General features: G+C 74.8%; 3 protein-coding genes. All 3 read right to left on the bottom strand.

What is annotated here, in order from left to right; translation table 11 throughout:
* On the bottom strand, nucleotides 1–1,910 hold a 1,910-nt coding region (locus ABTY04_RS37680), incomplete at its 3' end, for a type I polyketide synthase (protein WP_352217949.1).
* Between the two features lie 67 nt (nucleotides 1,911–1,977).
* On the bottom strand, nucleotides 1,978–19,167 hold the full coding sequence (locus ABTY04_RS37685) for an SDR family NAD(P)-dependent oxidoreductase (protein WP_352217950.1): 17,190 nt from the start codon (nucleotides 19,165–19,167) through the stop codon (nucleotides 1,978–1,980).
* A gap of 63 nt (nucleotides 19,168–19,230) precedes the next feature.
* The coding region (locus ABTY04_RS37690) for a beta-ketoacyl reductase (protein ID WP_352217951.1) at nucleotides 19,231–20,395 on the bottom strand (1,165 nt) is incomplete at its 5' end.

Here is a 20,395-nt window from a genome sequence, read left to right on the forward strand (position 1 = left end):
AACAGGACGTCCTTCAGCGGCAGTTCCAGCCGCTCGCACACCGCGTCCAGCGCGGCCGCGAACACCGGATAGGCCTCGTACAGCTCACGGCCCATCCCGAGGCGCTGGCTCCCCTGCCCCGTGAAGAGGAACGCCACCTTGCCCCGCGCGCCTGCCACGCCCCGTACGACCTGTGCCGTGGCGGTGTCGCCGGACACCAGTGCTGCGAGGTTGGCGAGGGCCTTCTCGCGGTCGCCGGCCACGACGACCGCGCGGTGCTCCAGCGCGGCGCGGCCGGTGGCCAGGGTGTGGCTGACGTCCTCCGACCGCTGGTCGGGGTGGGCGCGCAGGTGGGTGAGCAGGCGCTCGGCCTGCGCCCGCAGGGCTTCTTCGGTACGGGCCGAGACGAGCCACGGCAGTACGGGAGGCACGACGGTGCGCCGCCGCGCCTCCTGGCCGCCGGGCTCCTCGATGGCGGTGTCGATGCCGGTGCCGGAATCGGAGGGCTCGGCGGAACCGGCGGGCTCGGCGGGCTCGGCGAGGGCCGCGACCGGGGCCTGCTCGATGATCGTGTGCGCGTTGGTGCCGCTGATGCCGAACGACGACACGGCGGCGCGGCGCGGGCGGCCGGTCTCCGGCCACTCCACTGTCCGGTCCAGCAGCGATACGGCGCCCGCGGACCAGTCGACCTTGGTCGACGGCTCGTCCACGTGCAGCGTCTTCGGGATCCGGCCGTTCTGGATGGCCATGACCATCTTGATGACGCCCGCGACACCCGCGGCCGCCTGCGTGTGCCCAATGTTGGACTTGACCGAGCCCAGCCACAGCGGCCGCTCCTCGGTGTGTTCCCGGCCGTACGTCGCCAGCAGCGCCTGCGCCTCGATCGGGTCGCCCAGGGTCGTACCGGTGCCGTGCGCCTCGACGACGTCGATGTCGGCGGCGGTGAGCCGTGCGTCGGCCAGGGCCTGGCGGATGACGCGCTGCTGCGAGGGGCCGTTCGGGGCGGTCAGACCGTTCGAGGCACCGTCCTGGTTGACGGCCGAGCCGCGGACGACGGCCAGCACTCGGTGGCCGTTGCGCTGGGCGTCGGACAGCCGTTCCACGAGCAGCATGCCCGCGCCCTCGCCCCACCCGGTGCCGTCGGCGGCGTCCGCGAAGGACTTGCAGCGGCCATCGAAGGACAGGCCGCGCTGCTTGCTGAACTCGGTGAAGGTGCCGGGGGTCGGCATGACGGTGACGCCACCCGCGAGGGCGAGCGAGCACTCGCCCTTGCGGAGGGCCTGCATGGCCAGGTGCAGCGTGACGAGGGAGGAGGAGCAGGCCGTGTCGACGGTCAGCGCCGGGCCTTCGAGGCCGAAGGTGTACGAGACGCGGCCGGAGGCGATGCTGCTGGAGCCACCGGTGCCGAGGTAGCCCTCGACCTCCGGGGGTACGGCGCGCAGACGCGACGCGTAGTCGTGGTACATGACGCCCGTGAACACGCCGGTCCGGCTGCCGCGCACGGAGGTCGGGTCGATGCCGGCCCGCTCGAAGGCCTCCCAGGAGGTCTCCAGCAGCAGGCGCTGCTGCGGGTCCATCGCCACGGCCTCACGCGGCGAGATCCCGAAGAACTCCGGCTCGAACCGGTTGGCCGAGTGCAGGAAGCCGCCTTCCTGCACGTAGCTCGTGCCCCGGCCGTCCGGGTCCTCGTCGAACAGCCGCCCCGTGTCCCAGCCCCGGTCGGTCGGGAACGGGGAGACGGCGTCGGTTTCCTCGGACACGAGCCGCCACAGGTCCTCGGGGGACTCGACGTCCCCCGGGTAGCGGCAACTCATCCCGATGATCGCGATCGGCTCCTGCTCCTCCGACTCGACCTCCTGGAGCCGACGGCGCGTCTCGTGGAGGTCGGCCGTCACCCGCTTCAGGAAATACCGGAGCTTTTCCTCGTTCATGCGTGCATCCCTTGTACAGAAGCCAGAAAGTCAGAGTCGTTGGAGGGGGCGGGGCGGAGCTGCCGCGTCATGAGATGCCGAACTCCTTGCCGATGAAGTCGAAGAGGTCATCGTCGGTCGCGCTCTCCAGCGCCTCGGCCACGTCGGCGCCGTCGGAGTCCGAGGCGACCGCGGCCTGTTCACCGGCTTCGCTCCAGGCGGCCAGCAGCGCTTGCAGCCGCTCGGTGATGCGGTCGCGGCCGGCGTCATCGGGCGTCGACGTGACGAGCGTCTTCTCCAGCCGCTCCAGTTCGGCGAGCAGCGGGGGTACGGCCGCCGCACCGTCCTGCCAGAGTTCGTCCCTCAAGTACTCCACCAGCGCCGTCGGCGTCGGGTAGTCGAAGACGAGGGTGGCGGGCAGGCGGACACCGGTCGCGGCGCCCAGGCGGTTGCGGAGTTCGACGGCGGTCAGCGAGTCGAACCCGACCTCGTTGAACGACCGTGCCGGGTCGACCGCTTCGGGTCCGGCGAAGCCGAGGACCCCGGCGACGTACGTGCAGACCAGCTCCAGCAGCGCCTCGTCCCGCGCAGCCGGAGAGAGCCCGGTGAGGCGCTCGCGCAGCTCGGCTCCACCCTCCGTACCGGCGGCGGTGGTGCCGGCCGCGCGGCGTGCGGGCGTACGGACCAGGCCCGAGAGCAGCGGTGGGAGCATGCCACTGCCCGCCTGGGCGCGCAGGGCGGCGAGGTCGAGCTTGACCGGTACGAGCAGCGGCTGCTCGGCGGCGGTAGCGGCGTCGAACAGCCCCACGCCTTCGGCGGCGGTGAGGGCGTTGACGCCGCCACGGCCGAGACGGGAGACGTCCTCGGCGTCCAGGGCGCCACCCATGCCACCGGCCTCGGCCCACAAACCCCAGGCGAGGGAGGCAGCCGCCAGACCCTGCGCCCGGCGGTGGGCGGCCAGGGCGTCCAGGAACACGTTGCCGGCCGCGTAGTTGGCCTGCCCGGCGCCACCGAAGACACCGGCGGCCGACGAGAACAGCACGAACGCGGAAAGGTCCAGGTCCTGGGTGAGTTCGTGCAGGTTCCACGCCGCATCCACCTTCGGACGCAGCACCGCCGACAGACGCTCGACGGTCAGCGAACCGACCACACCGTCATCCAGGACACCAGCCGTGTGCACGACCGCCGCCAACGGATACTCAGCCGGTATGCCGGCCAGTACGGCCGCCAGGGCCTCACGATCGGCCACATCACACGCCGCCCACGACACCTCAGCACCCAGACCGGCGAGCTGAGCCGACAGCTCCGCAGCACCCTCGGCCGCCTCACCACGCCGGCTCACCAGCAGCAGACGCCGTACTCCGTGCTCGATGACCAGGTGACGCGCGAACAGCCCGCCCAGCGAACCACTCGCACCCGTCACCAACACCGTGCCATCGGCATCCCACTCGACACCCGCATCAGCGGCGACCGCCGCACGAGCCAGCCTCGGCACCAGCACCGAACCACCCCGCACCGCGACCTCGGACTCACCCAAGGCCAGCGCGGCCGACAGTCCGTCCGCCAGATCGCTCTCGGCGTCGACGTCAACCAGGACGAACCGGCCCGGGTTCTCCGACTGCGCAGAACGCACCAGACCCCACAGCGGCGCGTGCACCAGATCCGACACACCCTCGCCCGGTACGGCCTCCACCGCACCCCGCGTCAGGAACACCAGACGCGCATCAGCCGACCGCTCGTCGGCCAGCCAGTCCTTCACCAGCGCCAGCACCCGGGCCGTCACCGCATGCACCGCGGCGGCCACATCGCCGGCGGTCGACTCCATGCACGGCACCACCAGCGCCGCCGGAGTCCCCTCCCCCTCGCCCAGCATCAGCCAGTCGTCGAAGGATCCGCCCCCGGCCGCCTCCGCCCACTCCACGCGGAACAGGGCGTCACGCGTCAGGTCCGGAGCGGTGTCGAGCTGGTCCCGGCTGACGGACCGCAGCGCCAGGCCGGCGACCGAGGCGACCGGCGCCCCGGTGGCGTCGGCAATCGTGAGGGACACCTCGCCGTTGCGTGCCGTGACCAGGCGCACCCGGAGTGCGCGGGCGCCGACCGCGTGCAGGGAGACGCCGGACCAGGAGAACGGGAGCCGTCCCTCGGTGCCGGCCGCGTCCGCGGTGCGCAGTCCGAGCGCGTGCAGGGACGCGTCGAGGAGAGCGGGGTGCAGACCGAACCGTGCGGCGTCGTCCTCGGCCCCCTCGGGGAGCGCGACCTCGACGTAGTGGGCGTCGTCCTGGCGCCAGGCGGCCCGCAGGCCCTGGAACACCGGCCCGTACCCGAATCCGGAGTCCGCGAGGCCCTCGTACAGGCCCTCGACGGGGACGGCTGCCGCCCCGGGCGGCGGCCACTCGGTGAGGCCTTGCGGGGCCGGGTCGGCTCCGGTCGCGAGCACACCGACGGCGTGCCGCGTCCACGGCGCGTCCGGGTCGACGCCCTCGTGACGGGAGTGGAGGGTGAGGCTGCGGCGCCGGCCCGACGGGTCGGCCGCTCCGACGGAGAGCCGCAGCTGCACGCCGCCGTTCTCGGGCAGCACGAGGGGTGCTTCCAGGGTGAGTTCGTCGACCAGGTCGCATCCGACCTGCTCGCCGGCCCGGAGCGCGAGCTCGACGAAGGCCGTGCCGGGCAGGAGGGAGGAGCCCATGACCCGGTGGTCGCCGAGCCAGGGGTGGGTGGTCAGCGACAGCCGACCGGTGAAGAGGTGACCGTCGGAGTCGGGCAGTTGAACCTCTGCGCCGAGCAGCGGATGGTCGGCGGTGCCGATTCCGGCCGCCGCGACGTCGCCGTCCGCGCGGCCGGCGTCGAGCCAGTAGACGCTGCGCTGGAAGGCGTACGTCGGCAGGTCGACGCACCGGCCCCCGAGCGGGGCGTAGAACGCGGGCCAGTCGACGGCGGTGCCGCGCACGTACGCGGTGGAGAGCGCCGAGAGCAGGGTCTCGGGCTCGGAGCGTCCCGCTCGCAGTGCGGGGGCGAAGGCCGTGGAGCCGGTGTCGTCGGTCAGGCAGGCCTGTGCCATCGCGGAGAGGACGCCGTCGGGGCCGAGTTCGACGTAGGTCGTGACTCCGGCGGCTTCCAGGGCGCGGATGCCGTCGAGGAAGCGAACGGCGTCGCGGACGTGGCGGACCCAGAAGTCGGGGGAGGCCATCTCGTCGGTGACGAGGGCGCCGGTCAGGTTGGAGACGACCGGGATGCGCGGGGCGCCGAACGACAGCCCCTCCACCACCTGGCGGAAGGCGTCGAGCATGCCGTCCATGTGCGGCGAGTGGAACGCGTGGCTGACGGTGAGGCGCTTGGTCTTCCGGTCGGCGAACGACTCCGCGACGGCGGTCGCCGCGTCCTCGTCACCGGCGATGACGACCGAGCGCGGGCCGTTGACCGCCGCGATGCTGACGCGGTCGGTCAGCAGCTGCAGGACCTCGTCCTCCGAGGCCTCCACCGCGACCATGACCCCGCCCGCAGGCAGCGCCTGCATCAGTCGGCCGCGGGCCGCCACCAGCGTGCACGCGTCCGCCAGCGAGAGGACGCCCGCCACGTGCGCGGCGGCGATCTCGCCGATGGAGTGACCGGACAGGAAGTCCGGCTTCACACCCCACGACTCGACGAGGCGGAACAGCGCCACCTCGACCGCGAACAGCGCCGGCTGCGTGAACTCCGTCCGGTCCAGGACAGCGGCATCATCCCCGAACAGGACCTCCTTCAGCGGCAGTTCCATCCGCTCGCACACCGCGTCCAGCGCGGCCGCGAACACCGGATAGGCCTCGTACAGCGCCTGCCCCATCCTGAGCCGCTGACTGCCCTGCCCCGTGAACAGGAACGCGAGCTTCCCGGCTGACGGCGTGCCCTGGACCAGGCCCGCCGCCGAGCGGCCCTCGGCGAGGGCGGCCAGGCCGGTGCGGAAGCCGTCGAGGTCGGCGGCGACCACGGTCGCGCGGTGGTCGAAAACGGCCCGGCCGGTCGCCAGCGAGTGGCCGATGTCGGCTGGCGGCGTCTGCGGGTGTGCCTCCAGGTGGGACAGCAGCCTCTCGCCCTGGGCCCGCAGGGCTTCGGGGGTACGGGCGCTCAGGTGCCACGCGAGCGCCGCCGGAGCGACCGGGGTGGGCGCGGTGGCGGGGGCCTCCGGGAGTTCGACGATGGCGTGCGCGTTGGTACCGCTCATGCCGAAGGAGGAGACGCCGGCGCGGCGCGGGCGGCCGGTCTCAGGCCACGCCCGCTGCTCGGTGAGCAGCGAGACCGCGCCCGCCGACCAGTCCACGTGCGGGGACGGCTCGTCCACGTGCAGGGTCTTGGGCAGCACGCCGTGGCGCATCGCCTGGACCATCTTGATGATGCCGGCGACGCCCGCCGCGGCCTGGGTGTGGCCGAAGTTGGACTTGACGGAGCCCAGCCACAGCGGCCGGTCCTCGGGGCGGTCCTGGCCGTAGGTGGCGAGCAGGGCCTGCGCCTCGATGGGGTCGCCGAGCCGGGTGCCGGTGCCGTGGGCCTCCACGGCGTCGACGTCGGCGGAGGCGAGGCCAGCGTTGGCGAGGGCCTGGCGGATGACGCGCTGCTGGGCCGGGCCGTTCGGGGCGGTCAGGCCGTTCGAGGCACCGTCCTGGTTGACGGCGGTGCCCCGGACGACCGCGAGGACCTGGTGGCCGTTGCGGCGGGCGTCGGAGAGCCGCTCGACGAGCAGCATGCCGACGCCCTCGCCCCACGCTGTGCCGTCGGCGGCGGCCGCGAACGGCTTGCAGCGGCCGTCGGCGGCGAGGCCGCGCTGGCGGCTGAACTCGGTGAAGACGTCCGGCGTGGTGATGATGGTGACGCCGCCCGCGAGGGCGAGGGAGCACTCGCCGGCCCGCAGGGCCTGCGCCGCGAGGTGCAGGGCGACCAGCGAGGAGGAGCAGGCGGTGTCGACGGTGACGGCCGGGCCCTCGAAGCCGAAGGTGTAGGAGACGCGGCCGGAGGCGATGCTGCTGGAGCCGCCGGTGCCGAGGTAGCCCTCGACGCCCTCGGGGACGGTGTTCAGGCGGGACACGTAGTCGTTGTGCATCTGGCCGACGAACACGCCGACCTGTCCGCCGCGCAGGCCCGTCGGGTCGATCCCGGCGCGCTCGAAGGCCTCCCAGGAGGTCTCCAGCAGCAGGCGCTGCTGCGGGTCCATGGCGAGGGCCTCGCGCGGGTTGATCCCGAAGAACGCCGGGTCGAAGTGGTGGGCGTCGTAGAAGAAGCCGCCTTCGCGGGCGTACGAGGTGCCGGGGTTGTCCGGGTCGGGGTCGTAGAGCGCCTCGGTGTCCCAGCCGCGGTCCGCGGGGAGGTGCGCGATGCCGTCGCGGCCTTCGGCGAGCAGCTCCCACAGGTCCTCGGGGCTGCGGACGCCGCCGGGGAAGCGGCAGCTCATGGCGACGATGGCTATGGGGTCGTCGGCCTCCGCGGCGGCCGACCGGACCGTGAGGGCGGCCGCGGCGGCCTCGGACCCGAGGAGTTCTTCCTTGAGGTAGCCGGCGAGGACCGTGGGGGTGGGGTAGTCGAAGACGAGGGTGGCGGGCAGCCGGACCCCGGCGGTGGCGCCGAGGCGGTTGCGGAACTCGACGGCGGTCAGCGAGTCGAAGCCGAGGTCCTTGAAGGCGCGGCCGGGTTCGACGGCGTCGGGGGTGGCGTGGCCGAGGACCGCGGCCACCTGGTCGCGCACGAGGTCGAGCAGGAGCGCGTCGCGCTCGTTCCCGGGAAGGCGTACGAGCTGCTCCACCAGCGGGGTTCCGGTCCCGGCGGCGGTGGCCCGGGCGGCCCGGCGGGCGGGGGCGCGGACGAGGCCGCGCAACAGCGCGGGCACCATGCTCGCGTCGGCCTGGCGCAGCGGCGCGAGGTCGAGCTGCATGGGGACGAGGTGGGCGTCGCCGGTGTGGTGGGCGGTGTCGAGGAGGGCGAGGCCCTCTTCGGAGGAGAGGCCGAGGACGCCGGAGCGCGTCATGCGGTCCTTGTCGGCGGTGTCGAGCTCTCCGGTCATGCCGCTGGCCTCGGCCCACAGGCCCCAGCCGAGGGAGGTGCCGGGCAGGCCGTGGGCCTGGCGGTGGCGGGCGAGGGCGTCGAGGAAGACGTTCGCGGCGGCGTAGTTGGCCTGGCCGGCGCCGCCGAAGGTGCCGGCGGCGGAGGAGAAGAGGACGAAGTCGGCCAGGTCGTGGTGGCGGGTCAGCTCGTGCAGGTGGAGGGCGGCGTCCGCCTTGGGCCGCAGGACGCGGTCGATCCGCTCCGGGGTGAGGGCCTCGGCGATGCCGTCGTCGAGGACGCCGGCGGTGTGCACGACGGCGGTCAGCGGGTGTGCGGCCGGTACGGAGGCCAGCAGTGCGGCGAGGGCCTCGCGGTCGGCGGCGTCGCAGGCGGCGACGGTGACGTCGGCGCCGAGGGCGCGCAGTTCGGCGGCGAGTTCGGCGGCGCCGGCGGCGGCCTCGCCGCGGCGGCTGGTCAGGACGAGGCGGCGGGCGCCGCGGACGGTGACGGCGTGCCGGGCGACGAGTGCGCCGAGGGTGCCGGTGCCGCCGGTGATGAGGACGGTGCCGTCGGGGTTCCAGTCGGCGGGCACGGTGAGCACGATCTTGCCGACGTGGCGTGCCTGGCTGAGGTAACGGAAGGCCTCGGGGGCCTGGCGCAGGTCCCAGGCGGAGACGGGCAGGGGGCGCAGGGAGCCGGCCCGGAAGAGGGTGAGGAGCTCGGTGAGCATCTCCTGGATGCGGTCGAGGCCGGCCTCGGTGAGGTCGAACGCCTGGTAGCTGACGCCGGGGTGGGCGGCGGCGACGTCCTGGGGGTCGCGGACGTCGGTCTTGCCCATCTCGACGAAGCGTCCGCCGCGCGGCAGGAGCCGCAGGGAGGCGTCGACGAACTCGCGGGCGAGGGAGTCGAGGACGACGTCGACGCCTCGTCCGGAGGTGGCGGTGCGGAAGGTCTCCTCGAAGTCGAGGGTGCGGGAGGAGGCGATCCGGTCGTCGGTCAGGCCGAGTCCGCGCAGGGTGTCCCACTTGGCGGGGCTGGCGGTGGCGTAGACCTCGGCGCCCCAGTGGCGGGCCAGCTGGACGGCGGCCATGCCGACGCCGCCGGCGGCGGCGTGGACGAGGAGGGTCTCGCCCTCGCGCAGGCCGCCGAGGTCGCTCAGCGCGTAGTACGCCGTCATGAAGACGATCGGTACGGCGGCGGCCTCGGCGAAGGTCCAGCCCTCGGGCATCGGGGCGATCATGCGCCGATCGACGACGGCCAGCGGGCCGAAGGCGCCGGGCAGCATGCCCATGACGCGGTCGCCGGGGGCGAGGTCGGTGACGTCGGGGCCGGTCTCGACGACGGTGCCGGCGCCTTCGCTGCCCATCAGTCCGGGGTCGCCGGGGTACATGCCGAGGGCGTTGAGTACGTCGCGGAAGTTGAGGCCGGCGGCACGTACGGCGACGCGGACCTGGCCGGGCTCCAGGGGTGCCTCGGACTCGGGGCTGGGGACCAGGGTGAGGTGGTCGAGGGTGCCCTTGTCCTCGATGTCCATGCGCCAGGCGGTGCCGTCGGCGGGCGGGATCAGCGAGGTGGTCGCGGGGACGCGGGCCAGGCGCGGCGCGTGGACGGTGCCGCGGCGGACCGCGAGCTGCGGTTCGCCGGTGGCGAGGGCAGCGGCCAGGGTCTCGGCGGGGGTGGCGTCGTCGAGGTCGGCCAGGACGAAGCGGTCCGGGTTCTCCGACTGCGCGGAGCGGACCAGGCCCCAGACGGGGGCGAGGACCGGGGCGGCGAGGTCCCAGTCGCCCGGGGTGGCGACGGCGCCGCGGGTGACGAACACCAGGCGGGAGGCGGCGAATCGGTCGTCGCCGAGCCAGCCCTGGACCAGGGCGAGGGCCCGGTGCGTGGCGGCGCGGACGGCGTCCGGGGTGAGCGCCTGCGCCGGGACGGACGGGCAGGGGGCGAGAACGTACGCGGGGGCGGGGGCGCCCGCGTCGATGGCCGCGCCGAGGGCGACGAGGTCGGCGTGGACCGGGCCGGGCAGCGCGGCACTGCCGGTGCCGGACCCGGCAGCGGAGTCAGCGCCGGAGGCCGAGCCGACGGCGGTGCCCGAGTCGATGACGGCCCATGGGGCCGCAGGGTCGCCGACGGTGCCGGACGGCAGCGGGACGGTGGCCCATTCGATCCGGAACAGCGACTCGTGGTACGCGGCGCGGGAGGCCCCGGCGAGCCGGTCGGCGGAGACGGGCCGGACAATCAGGTGGTCGACGGTGGCGACGGGCGCGCCGGTCGCGTCTGCCAGCTGGAGGGAGAGGGTGTCGTCGCCGTCCGCGGTGAGGCGGACGCGCAGCGCGGACGCGCCGACGGCGTGCAGGGACACCCCGCGCCAGGAGAACGGCAGTCCGGCCTGCCGGTCGCCGTCGGAGGAGACGAACGTGGCGTGCAGGGCGGCGTCGAGGAGCGCCGGGTGCAGGCCGAAGCGGGTGGCCTCGGCGTGCCGGTCGTCGGGCAGTGCCACCTCGGCGTAGACGTCGTCGCCGAGGGTCCAGGCGGCGCGCAGGCCCTGGAAGACGGGGCCGTAGGCGAAGCCGCCCTGGCCGAGGTGCTCGTACAGGCCGTCGACGGTGACGGCCTCGGCGCCGGGCGGGGGCCAGGCGGTGAGGTCGAAGGCGGGGCGCGGCGCGCCGGTGGCGAGGACGCCGGCGGCGTGCCGGGTCCAGGGCTCGTCGTCGGCGGCGTCGGGGTCGCCGGAGTACAGGTCGAGGGTCCGCCGGCCGTCCTGGTCGGGGGCGCTGACCACGATCTGGAGGCGTACCGCGGCGTGCGGGGCGAGGACCAGCGGGGCTTCGAGGGTGAGTTCCTCAAGGACGTCGCAGCCGGCCTGGTCGCCGGCGCGGACGGCGAGTTCGACGAAGGCGGTGCCGGGGAGAAGGACCGTGCCCATGACGGCGTGGTCGGCGAGCCAGGGGTGGGTGTCGAGGGAGAGGCGGCCGGTGAACAGGAAGCCCTCGCCGTCGGCGAGCGGGACGGCGGCGCCGAGCAGCGGGTGGTGGGCGGCGCCCAGACCGGCCGACTCGACGTCCCCGATGAATCCGGCGGGGGCTTCGAGCCAGAACCGGCGGCGCTGGAAGGCGTACGTGGGCAGGGCGGTGCGGCGGGCGCCGCTCGCGGCGAAGTACGCCGGCCAGTCGAGGGGGACGGCGCGGGTGTGGAGGGCGGCGATCGCGGCGGCCAGCGCCTCGGCCTCGCCGCGGTCGCGGCGCAGGGCCGGGACGAACACGGCGTCGGTGGTGCCGTCGGTGTCGGTGAGGCAGTCGCGGCCGAGGCCGGACAGCACGCCCTGCGGGCCGAGTTCGAGGTACGTGGTGACGTGCTCGGCGTCCAGGGTGCGGATGCCGTCGAGGAAGCGGACGGCCTCGCGAACGTGGGAGACCCAGTGCTCGGGGGTGCGCAGTTCGTCGCCCGCCACGGCTCCGGTGAGGTGGGTGACGACGGGGATGACGGGCGCGTGGTAGGTGAGGGAGGCGGCGACGTCGCGGAAGGCGTCGAGCATGCCGTCCATCAGCGGGGAGTGGAAGGCGTGGCTGACGGTGAGCCGCTTGGTCCGGCGGCCGCGCCGCTCGAACTCGGCGGCGATCTCCCGCGCGAGGTTCTCGTCGCCGGAGATGACGACGGCGGAGGCGGAGTTGACGGCGGCGATGCCGATGCGGTCCTCGTGGCCGGCGAGCAGCGGCCGGACCTCGTCCTCAGTGGCGGTCAGCGCGATCATCGCGCCGCCTTGGGGCAGGGCTTCCATGAGGCGGCCGCGGGCGGCGACGAGGGCGGCCGCGTCGGGCAGCGAGAGGACGCCCGCGACGTGCGCGGCGGTGATCTCGCCGACGGAGTGGCCGGCGACGAAGTCGGGGTGGACGCCCCAGGAGGCGACGAGGCGGTAGAGCGCGGTCTCCAGCGCGAACAGTGCGGGCTGGGTGTGGCCGGTCCGGTTCAGGAGGTCGTCCTCCTCGGCGAACAGGACGTCCTTGAGGGGCTGTTCGAGGTGCGGGTCCAGAGCGGCGCACACCTCGTCGAGGGCGGCGGCGAAGGCGGGGTGGGCTGCATACAGTTCGCGGCCCATGCCGGGGCGCTGGCTGCCCTGGCCGGTGAAGAGGACGGCGAGGCGGCCGTCGGCAGCGTCGTGCCGCACGAGCCGGGCGTTGTCGCGGCCCTCGGCGAGGGCGCCGAGTCCGGCGAGGAGCCCGTCGCGGTCGTCGGCGACGACGGCGGCTCTGCGGTCCAGGGCGGTACGGGTGGTGGCGAGGGAGAACGCCACGTCGGCCGGGTCCGCTTCGGGGTGCAGCGCGAGGTGGTCGGCGAGCCGGGCGGCCTGGGCGCGCAGGGCGGCGGGGGTCCGGCCGGAGAGGAGGTGCGGCAGCGGGGCGGCGGACCCGGTGGTCGCGCCGGCCGGGTCGCCGTCGCGGTCGCCGTCGCGGTCCGTGTCCGGCTCGACGGGCGGCTGTTCGATGATGACGTGGGCGTTGGTGCCGCTGACGCCGAAGGAGGAGATGCCCGCGCGGCGGGGGCGGCCCGTCGTCTCGGGCCACGCGGCGGCTTCCGTCAGGAGTTCGACGGCGCCGGCGCTCCAGTCGATGTGCGGGGACGGCTCGCCGATGTGCAGCGAGGCGGGCAGGACGCCGTGGCGCATGGCCTGCACCATCTTGATGATGCCCGCGGCGCCCGCGGCGGCCTGGGTGTGGCCGATGTTGGATTTGATGGAGCCCAGGCGCAGCGGCCGGTCCTCGGGGCGGTCCTGGCCGTAGGTGGCGAGCAGGGCCTGCGCTTCGATGGGGTCGCCGAGGGTGGTGCCGGTGCCGTGCGCCTCGACGGCGTCGACGTCGGCGGCGGTCAGTCCGGCGTGGGCGAGGGCCTCGCGGATGACGCGCTGCTGGGAGGGGCCGTTGGGGGCGGTGAGGCCGTTGGAGGCACCGTCCTGGTTGACGGCGGTGCCGCGGACGACGGCGAGGACCGGGTGGCCGTTGCGGCGGGCGTCGGAGAGCCGCTCGACGAGGATCATGCCGGCGCCCTCGGCCCAGCCGGTGCCGTCGGCGGCGGCCGAGAAGGACTTGCAGCGGCCGTCGGTGGACAGGCCGCGCTGGCGGCTGAAGTCGATGAAGGTGTCCGGGGTGGACATGACGGTGACGCCGCCGGCGAGCGCCATGTCGCACTCGCCGCTGCGCAGGGCCTGCGCGGCCAGGTGCAGCGCGACAAGGGAGGAGGAGCAGGCCGTGTCGATGGTGACGGCCGGGCCCTCAAGGCCGAAGGTGTAGGAGATGCGGCCGGAGGCGACGCTGCCGGCGGTGCCGGTGCCGAGGTAGCCCTCCAGGCCCTCGGGAACGGCGGGCAGCCGGGTCAGGTAGTCGTGATACATGACACCGGCGAAGACGCCGGTGCGGCTTCCGCGGACGGAGGCGGGGTCGATGCCGGCGCGTTCGAAGGCCTCCCAGGAGGTCTCCAGCAGGAGCCGCTGGTGCGGGTCCATGGCGAGGGCCTCGCGCGGGTTGATGCCGAAGACGTCCGGGTCGAAGTCGGCGGCGTCGTGCAGGAAGCCGCCCTCGCGGGTGTACGAGGTGCCGGCCCGGCCGGGGTCGGAGTCGTAGAGCGCGTCGAGGTTCCAGCCGCGGTCGGTGGGGAACGGGGAGATCGCGTCGGCGGAGCCGGCGACGAGCTGCCACAGCTCCTCGGGGGTGCTGACGCCGCCGGGGTAGCGGCAGCTCATGGCGACGATGGCGATGGGTTCGTCGGCGACGGCCCGGGTGGCGGTGGTGGCGGCCGGGACCTGGGCGGCCTGGTCGCCGAGAAGTTCGGTGCGCAGGAACGCGGCGAGCGCGTTCGGGGTCGGGTAGTCGAAGACGAGGGTGGCGGGCAGCCGGACGCCGGTGGCCGAGCCGAGGCGGTTGCGCAGTTCGACGGCGGTGAGCGAGTCGAAGCCGAGTTCCTTGAAGGCGCGGCCGGGGTCGACGGCATCGGGGCCGGGGAAGCCGAGGACGGCGGCGACCTGGACGCGGACGGTGGCCAGCAGCAGCCGGTCGCGTTCGGCGGCGGTCAGCGGCAGCAGCCGCTCAGTGAGGCCGTCGGCGGGCGCGGCGCCCTGGGCGGCGGCGGCCCGGCGCGCGGCGGGCCGGACGAGGCCGCGCAGCAGCGGCGGGACCATGCTCGCGTCGGCCTGGCGCAGGGCGGCCAGGTCGAGGTGCATCGGGACGGCGGTGGCGTCGCCGGTGGCGCGCGCGGTGTCCATGAGGGCGAGGCCCTCGGCGGAGGACAGCGCGGCGACGCCGGCGCGGGAGATCCGTTCCAGGTCGGTGTCGGCGAGGCCGCCGGTCATGCCGCTGCGTTCGGCCCACAGGCCCCAGGCGAGCGCGGTGGCGGGCAGGCCTTCGGCGCGGCGACGGTGGGCGAGCGCGTCGAGGAAGGTGTTGGCGGCGGCGTAGTTGGCCTGTCCGGCGGCGCCGAGGGTGCCGGCCGCTGCGGAGAACAGGACGAACGCGGCGAGGTCGGAGTCGCGGGTCAGTTCGTGCAGGTGGACGGCCGCGTCGACCTTGGCGGGCAGGACGTGGTCGAGCCGCTCGGGGGTGAGCGCTTCGAGGATGCCGTCGTCGAGGACGCCGGCGGTGTGGACGACGGCGGTCAGCGGGTGCTCGGCCGGTATGCCGTCCAGCAGCGCGGCGAGCGCCTCGCGGTCGGCGACGTCGCAGGCGGCGAGGGTCACCTCGGCGCCGAGGGCGCGGAGTTCTTCCAGGAGTTCGCCGGCTCCGGCGGCGGCCTCGCCCCGGCGGCTGGTCAGCAGCAGGCGGCGGACGCCGTGTTCGGTGACCAGGTGGCGGGCGACGAGCCCGCCGAGGGTGCCGGTGGCACCGGTGACCAGGGCGGTGCCGTCCGCGTCGAGCGGGCGGGCCTCCCGCCCCTCGGCGGCGGGCAGGACGGCGACGCGGCCGAGCCGGGGCACGACGGCGCGGCCCTCGCGCAGGGCGAGCTGCGGCTCGGCGGTGGCGAGCGCGGCGGGCAGGGCGCGCAGGGACTCCTCGCGGTCGTCCAGGTCGAGCAGGACGAACCGGTCGGGGTGTTCGGACTGGGCCGAGCGCAGCAGGCCCCACAGCGGGGCGTGCGCCAGGTCGGTCACGTCCGAGCCGGTGGCGGTGGCGACCGCGCCCCGGGTGACGAACACCAGCCGGGAGCCGTCGAAGCGGGCGTCGGCGAGCCAGGCCTGGGCCAGGTCCAGGGCGTGGTGCAGGGCGTCGCGGACGGCGGCGGCCAGCGCGGCGTCGACGGTGGTCCGCAAGGGCCCCTCCACGGCGGGGACGGGGACGACGACGGCTTGCGGCACGGGGCCGCCGGCCTCGATGGCCGCGGCGAGGGCGGCGAGGTCGCCGTACGTGGCGGCGGTGGGCAGCACGCTGGTGAAGCGGGAGCCGGCCGCGGCCTCGCCGAGCAGCGCCCACTGGCCAGGGGCGACGGTGGTGGCGGCCGGCAGGGCCAGCGGGCTCCACTCGACGCGGAACAGCGAGTCGTGGAAGGCGGTGCGGGCCGCCCGCACCTGGTCGGGGGTGACGGGGCGCAGCAGCAGCGCGTCGACGGAAGCGACGGGCGCGCCGGACTCGTCGGCGAGGTCGACGCGGACGGTGTCCTGGCCGGCGGGCGCGAGGCGCACACGCAGGGAGCGGGCGCCGACGGCGCGGAGGCTGACACCGCTCCAGGAGAACGGCAGCCTGCCGTGCTCGGTGTCCTCCAGCAGGGAGCCCATGCCGACGGCGTGCAGGGCGGCGTCCAGCAGGGCGGGGTGCAGGCCGAACAGGGCGGCCTCTGCGTGTGCCTGCTCGGGCAGGCGGACTTCGGCGAAGACCTCGTCGGCGCGCTGCCAGGCGGCGGTCAGGCCCTGGAAGACGGGGCCGTAGGCGAAGCCGGAGGCGGTGAGGTGCTCGTAGAGGCCCTCGACGGGGACGGCGGTGGCGTCCTGCGGCGGCCAGGTGGCGAGGTCGGCGCCGGCGTGCGGTGCGGGGCGGGAGCCGGCGGGGGTGAGGAAGCCGGTGGCGTGCCGGGTCCAGGCGCCTTCGCCCCAGGTGTCGTCGGCGGCGTCCTCGGGCCGGGAGTGCAGGGTCAGCGAGCGCCGTCCGTCGGCGTCGGGGACGCCGACCGCGAGCTGGATCTGGACGCCGCCGTGCGGGGGCAGGGCCAGGGGCGCCTGGAGGGTGAGCTCGTCGAGGAGTTCGCAGCCGGTGTGCTCGCCGGCCTGGAGGGCGAGTTCCACGAAGGCGGTGCCGGGCAGCAGCACGGTGTCCATGACCGTGTGGTCGGCGAGCCAGGGGTGGGTGGCCAGGGAGAGCCGGCCGGTGAAGAGGTAGCCGTCGCCGTCGGCCAGGGCGATGGCGGCGCCGAGGAGCGGGTGGTCGGCGGAGCCTATGCCGGCGGCGGTGACGTCGCCGGTCCAGGCGGTGGGCTGCTCGGGCCAGTACCGGCCGCGCTGGAAGGCGTACGTGGGCAGGTCGACGCGGGTGGCGCCGCGGCCGGCGAAGACGGCGGACCAGTCGGCGCGGACGCCGTGGGCGTGGGCCTGGGCGACGGCGGCGGCGAACGCGGCCGGTTCGGGGCGGTCGGCGCGCAGGGCGGGGATGAAGACGGCGTCGTCCCGGTCGTTCTCGCCGGTCAGGCAGTCCTGGGCGAGGGCGGTGAGGACCCCGCCGGGGCCAACCTCGACGAAGGTGGTGACGCCGAGGGCGGCCAGGGCGCGCACCCCGTCGTGGAAGCGGACCGCCTCGCGGACGTGGCGGACCCAGTAGTCGGCGGTGCAGATCTCCTCGGCGGTGACGGAGGCGCCGGTGAGGTTGGAGACGATCGGGATGACGGGCGGCGCGTAGGAGACGGCCTCGGCGGCCTCCCGGAACGCGGCGAGCATGTCGTCCATGAGCGGCGAGTGGAAGGCGTGGCTGACGGTGAGCCGCTTGGTGCGGCGGCCGCGGGCGCGCAGCGCCCCGGCGATTTCCTCGGCGGCGTCCTCGTGGCCGGAGACGACCACGGAGCGGGGGCCGTTGACTGCTGCGACGGACACCTGGTCGGTCAGGAGCGGGGTGACCTCGTCCTCGGTGGCCTCGACGGCGATCATCGCGCCGCCGGCGGGCAGGGCCTGCATGAGGCGGCCGCGGGCAGCCACGAGGGCTGCCGCGTCGGGGAGGGTGAGGACGCCGGAGACGTGGGCGGCGGCGAGTTCGCCGATGGAGTGCCCGATGAGGAAGTCGGCGGTGACGCCCCACTGTTCGAGCTGCCGGTAGAGGGCGACCTCGACTGCGAAGAGGGCGGCCTGGGTGTAGGCGGTCGCGTCGAGGAGCGCCGCCTCAGGGGTGCCTTCGGCGGCGAACAGCACCTCGTACAGGGGGCGTTCGAGGTGCCGGTCGAGTTCGTCGCGGACCGCGTCGAGGGCCCGGGCGAAGCCGGGGTGGGTGGCGTACAGCTCACGGCCCATGCCGGCGCGCTGGCTGCCCTGGCCGGTGAAGAGGAACGCGGTGTTGCCGTCGCCGGCGGCGCCGAGGACGGCGGTCGCGGGCTGCTCGCCGGCGGCGAGCGCGTCGAGGTCTGCCAGCAGCTGCTCGCGGTCGGCGGCGAAGAGGACGGCGCGGCGGTCGAGGGCGGTGCGGCAGGTGGCGAGGGAGAAGCCGAGGTCGGTCAGGGCCGCGGGGTCCGCCGCGAGTTCGGGGTGGGCCCGCAGGTGGGCGGCGAGACGGTCGGCCTGGGCCCGCAGGGCGTCGTCGCCCTGGCCGGAGACCGGCAGCGGCACGGGTCCGGTGGCGCCGTCCGCTTCGGCGGCCTGGTCGCCGCTGTCCGTGGCTCCCCTGCCGCCGGTCTTGGCGTCCGCGTCGGGTACGTCGGCGGGCGGGGCCTGCTCGATGACGGTGTGGGCGTTGGTGCCGCTGACGCCGAAGGAGGAGATGCCTGCGCGGCGCGGCTGGCCGGTCTCGGGCCACGGCACGGCCCGGGTGAGCAGTTCGACGTCGCCGGTGCTCCAGTCGACGGCGCCGGACGGCTGGTCGATGTGGAGCGACTCGGGCACGACGCCGTGCCGCATCGCCTCGACCATCTTGATGATGCCCGCGACACCGGCGGCGGCCTGCGTGTGCCCGATGTTGGACTTGATGGAGCCCAGCCACAGCGGCCGGCCCTCGGGCCGGTTCTGGCCGTAGGTGGCCAGAATGGCCTGGGCTTCGATGGGGTCGCCGAGGGTGGTGCCGGTGCCGTGCGCCTCGATGACGTCGACCTGCGCCGGGGTGAGTCCGGCGTTGGTGAGCGCCTGGCGGATGACGCGCTGCTGGGAGGGCCCGTTGGGGGCCGTCAGGCCGTTGCTCGCGCCGTCCTGGTTGATCGCGGAACCGCGGACCACGGCCAGGACGGGGTGGCCGAGGCGGCGGGCGTCGGAGAGCTTCTCGACGAGGAGCATGCCGACGCCCTCGCCCCAGCCGGTGCCGTCGGCGCCGTCGGCGAACGGCTTGCACCGGCCGTCGGGGGCGAGTCCGCGCTGCCGGCTGAACTGCACGAAGGCGCGCGGGCTGGACATCACCGTGACACCGCCGGCCAGCGCCAGCGAGCACTCGCCGCCCCGCAGCGCCTGCACCGCGAGGTGCAGGGCGACGAGGGAGGACGAGCAGGCGGTGTCGACGGTGACGGCGGGGCCTTCGAGGCCGAAGGTGTAGGAGAGCCGGCCGGAGACGACGCTGGCCGCGTTCCCGGTGAGGAGGTACTGCTCGACGCCCTGGGGGACGCCGTCGCGGAGCAGGTCGGGGTAGTCCTGGCCGTTGGTGCCGATGAACACGCCGGCCCTGCTGCCGCGCAACGTCGCCGGGTCGATGCCGGCGCGCTCGAAGGTCTCCCAGGACGTTTCGAGGAGCAGGCGCTGCTGCGGGTCCATGCCGAGGGTCTCGCGCGGGCTGATCCCGAAGAACGCGGCGTCGAACTCGCCGACCCCGTCGAGGAATCCGCCCTCGCGGGTGTACGAGGTGCCCCGCTGGTCGGGGTCGGCGTCGTACAGGGACTCGATGTCCCAGCCGCGGTCCGTGGGGAAGTCGGTGATGGCGTCCCGGCCGCCCGCGACCAGGTCCCACAGGTCCTGCGGCGACTGGATGCCGCCGGGGAACCTGCAGGCCATGCCGACGATGGCGATCGGCTCCGGCTCCTGGGCCTCGACCTCGCGCAGGCGCTGCCGCGTCTGGTGCAGATCGGCCGTCACCCGCTTCAAGTAGCCGATGATCTTGTCCTGATCCGCTACCTGATCAGCCATTGGAACCTCACCCATGTTCGTCACAAACCCTTGCGCTGCTACTGCCTGCTGTCCGCTGTGCTGCTAGATACCGAGCTCGTTCTCGATGAAGTCGAAGAGCTCGTCGGTCGTGGCTTCCTGGAGCTTTTCGGCCACGGCCCCGCCGCTCGAAGGGGCTTGCGGTTCACCCCATTTCGCGAGGAGGGCCTGCAGACGCGAGGCGATGTCGGCCCGCGTCTCCCCGTCCGGGTCGAGGACGGACAGCGCCGATTCGAGTTTTTCGAGTTCCGCGAGGCCGGGTGCGGCCCCGGTGCTGCCGTCCTGGACGATCTCGGCGCGCAGGAACTCGGCCAGGACCGCGGGGGTCGGGTGGTCGAAGACCAGCGTCGCCGGAAGCTTCAGCCCGGTGGCCGCGTTCAGGCGGTTGCGGAGCTCCAGCGCGATCAGGGAGTCGAAGCCGAGCTCCTTGAACGCGCGGCCCGCGCCCACCTCGTCGGTGGTGGGGTGTCCGAGCGCGGTCGCCGCGTGGGAGCGGACCAGTTCCAGTACGGCCAGGGACTGTTCGGCCTGCGGCATCACCGACAGTCGTCGGCGCAGCGCCTCGGCCGGGGATCCCTCCCCGGCCGCGCCGCCCGCTTCACCGGCGGCCGACGCGGCCCGCATGAGCCGCCGCACCTCGGGCAGGTCCGCGAGGAACGGGCTGGGCCGCACCGCGGTGTAGCCGGGCGTGAACCGCTCCCACTGGATGTCGGCGACGGCGACGGCCGGGTCGGCGTGGTCGAGGGCCTGCTGGAGCGCCCGGATCGCGGAGCGCGGAGCCATGGCGGGCACGCCGCCGCGGTCGAGCCGCTCCCCGATGGCGCCGCCGGCGGCCAGTCCGCTGTCGCCCCAGCGGCCCCAGGCCATCGAGGTGGCGGGCAGGCCGTCGGCGTGCCGCTGCTCGGCGAGGGCGTCCAGGTAGGAGTTGGCGGCCGCGTAGTTGCCCTGTCCGGCGTCACCGAGGGTGCCGGCGACTCCGGAGAAGAGGACGAACGCGGACAGGCCGAGGTCGCGGGTCAGCTCGTGGAGGGTGAGCGCCGCGTCCGCCTTGGGGGCGAGGACGGTCGCGAACCGCTCGGGGGTCAGCCCGTCGATCACTCCGTCGTCGAGGACACCGGCGGTGTGCACGACGGCGGTCAGCGGCCGGTCTGCGGGGACGGAGGCGAGGAGTGCCGCGACCGCGTCCCGGTCGCCCATGTCGCAGGCGGCG

The sequence above is a fragment of the Streptomyces sp. NPDC097981 genome (assembly GCF_040302565.1).
Taxonomy (GTDB): domain Bacteria; phylum Actinomycetota; class Actinomycetes; order Streptomycetales; family Streptomycetaceae; genus Streptomyces.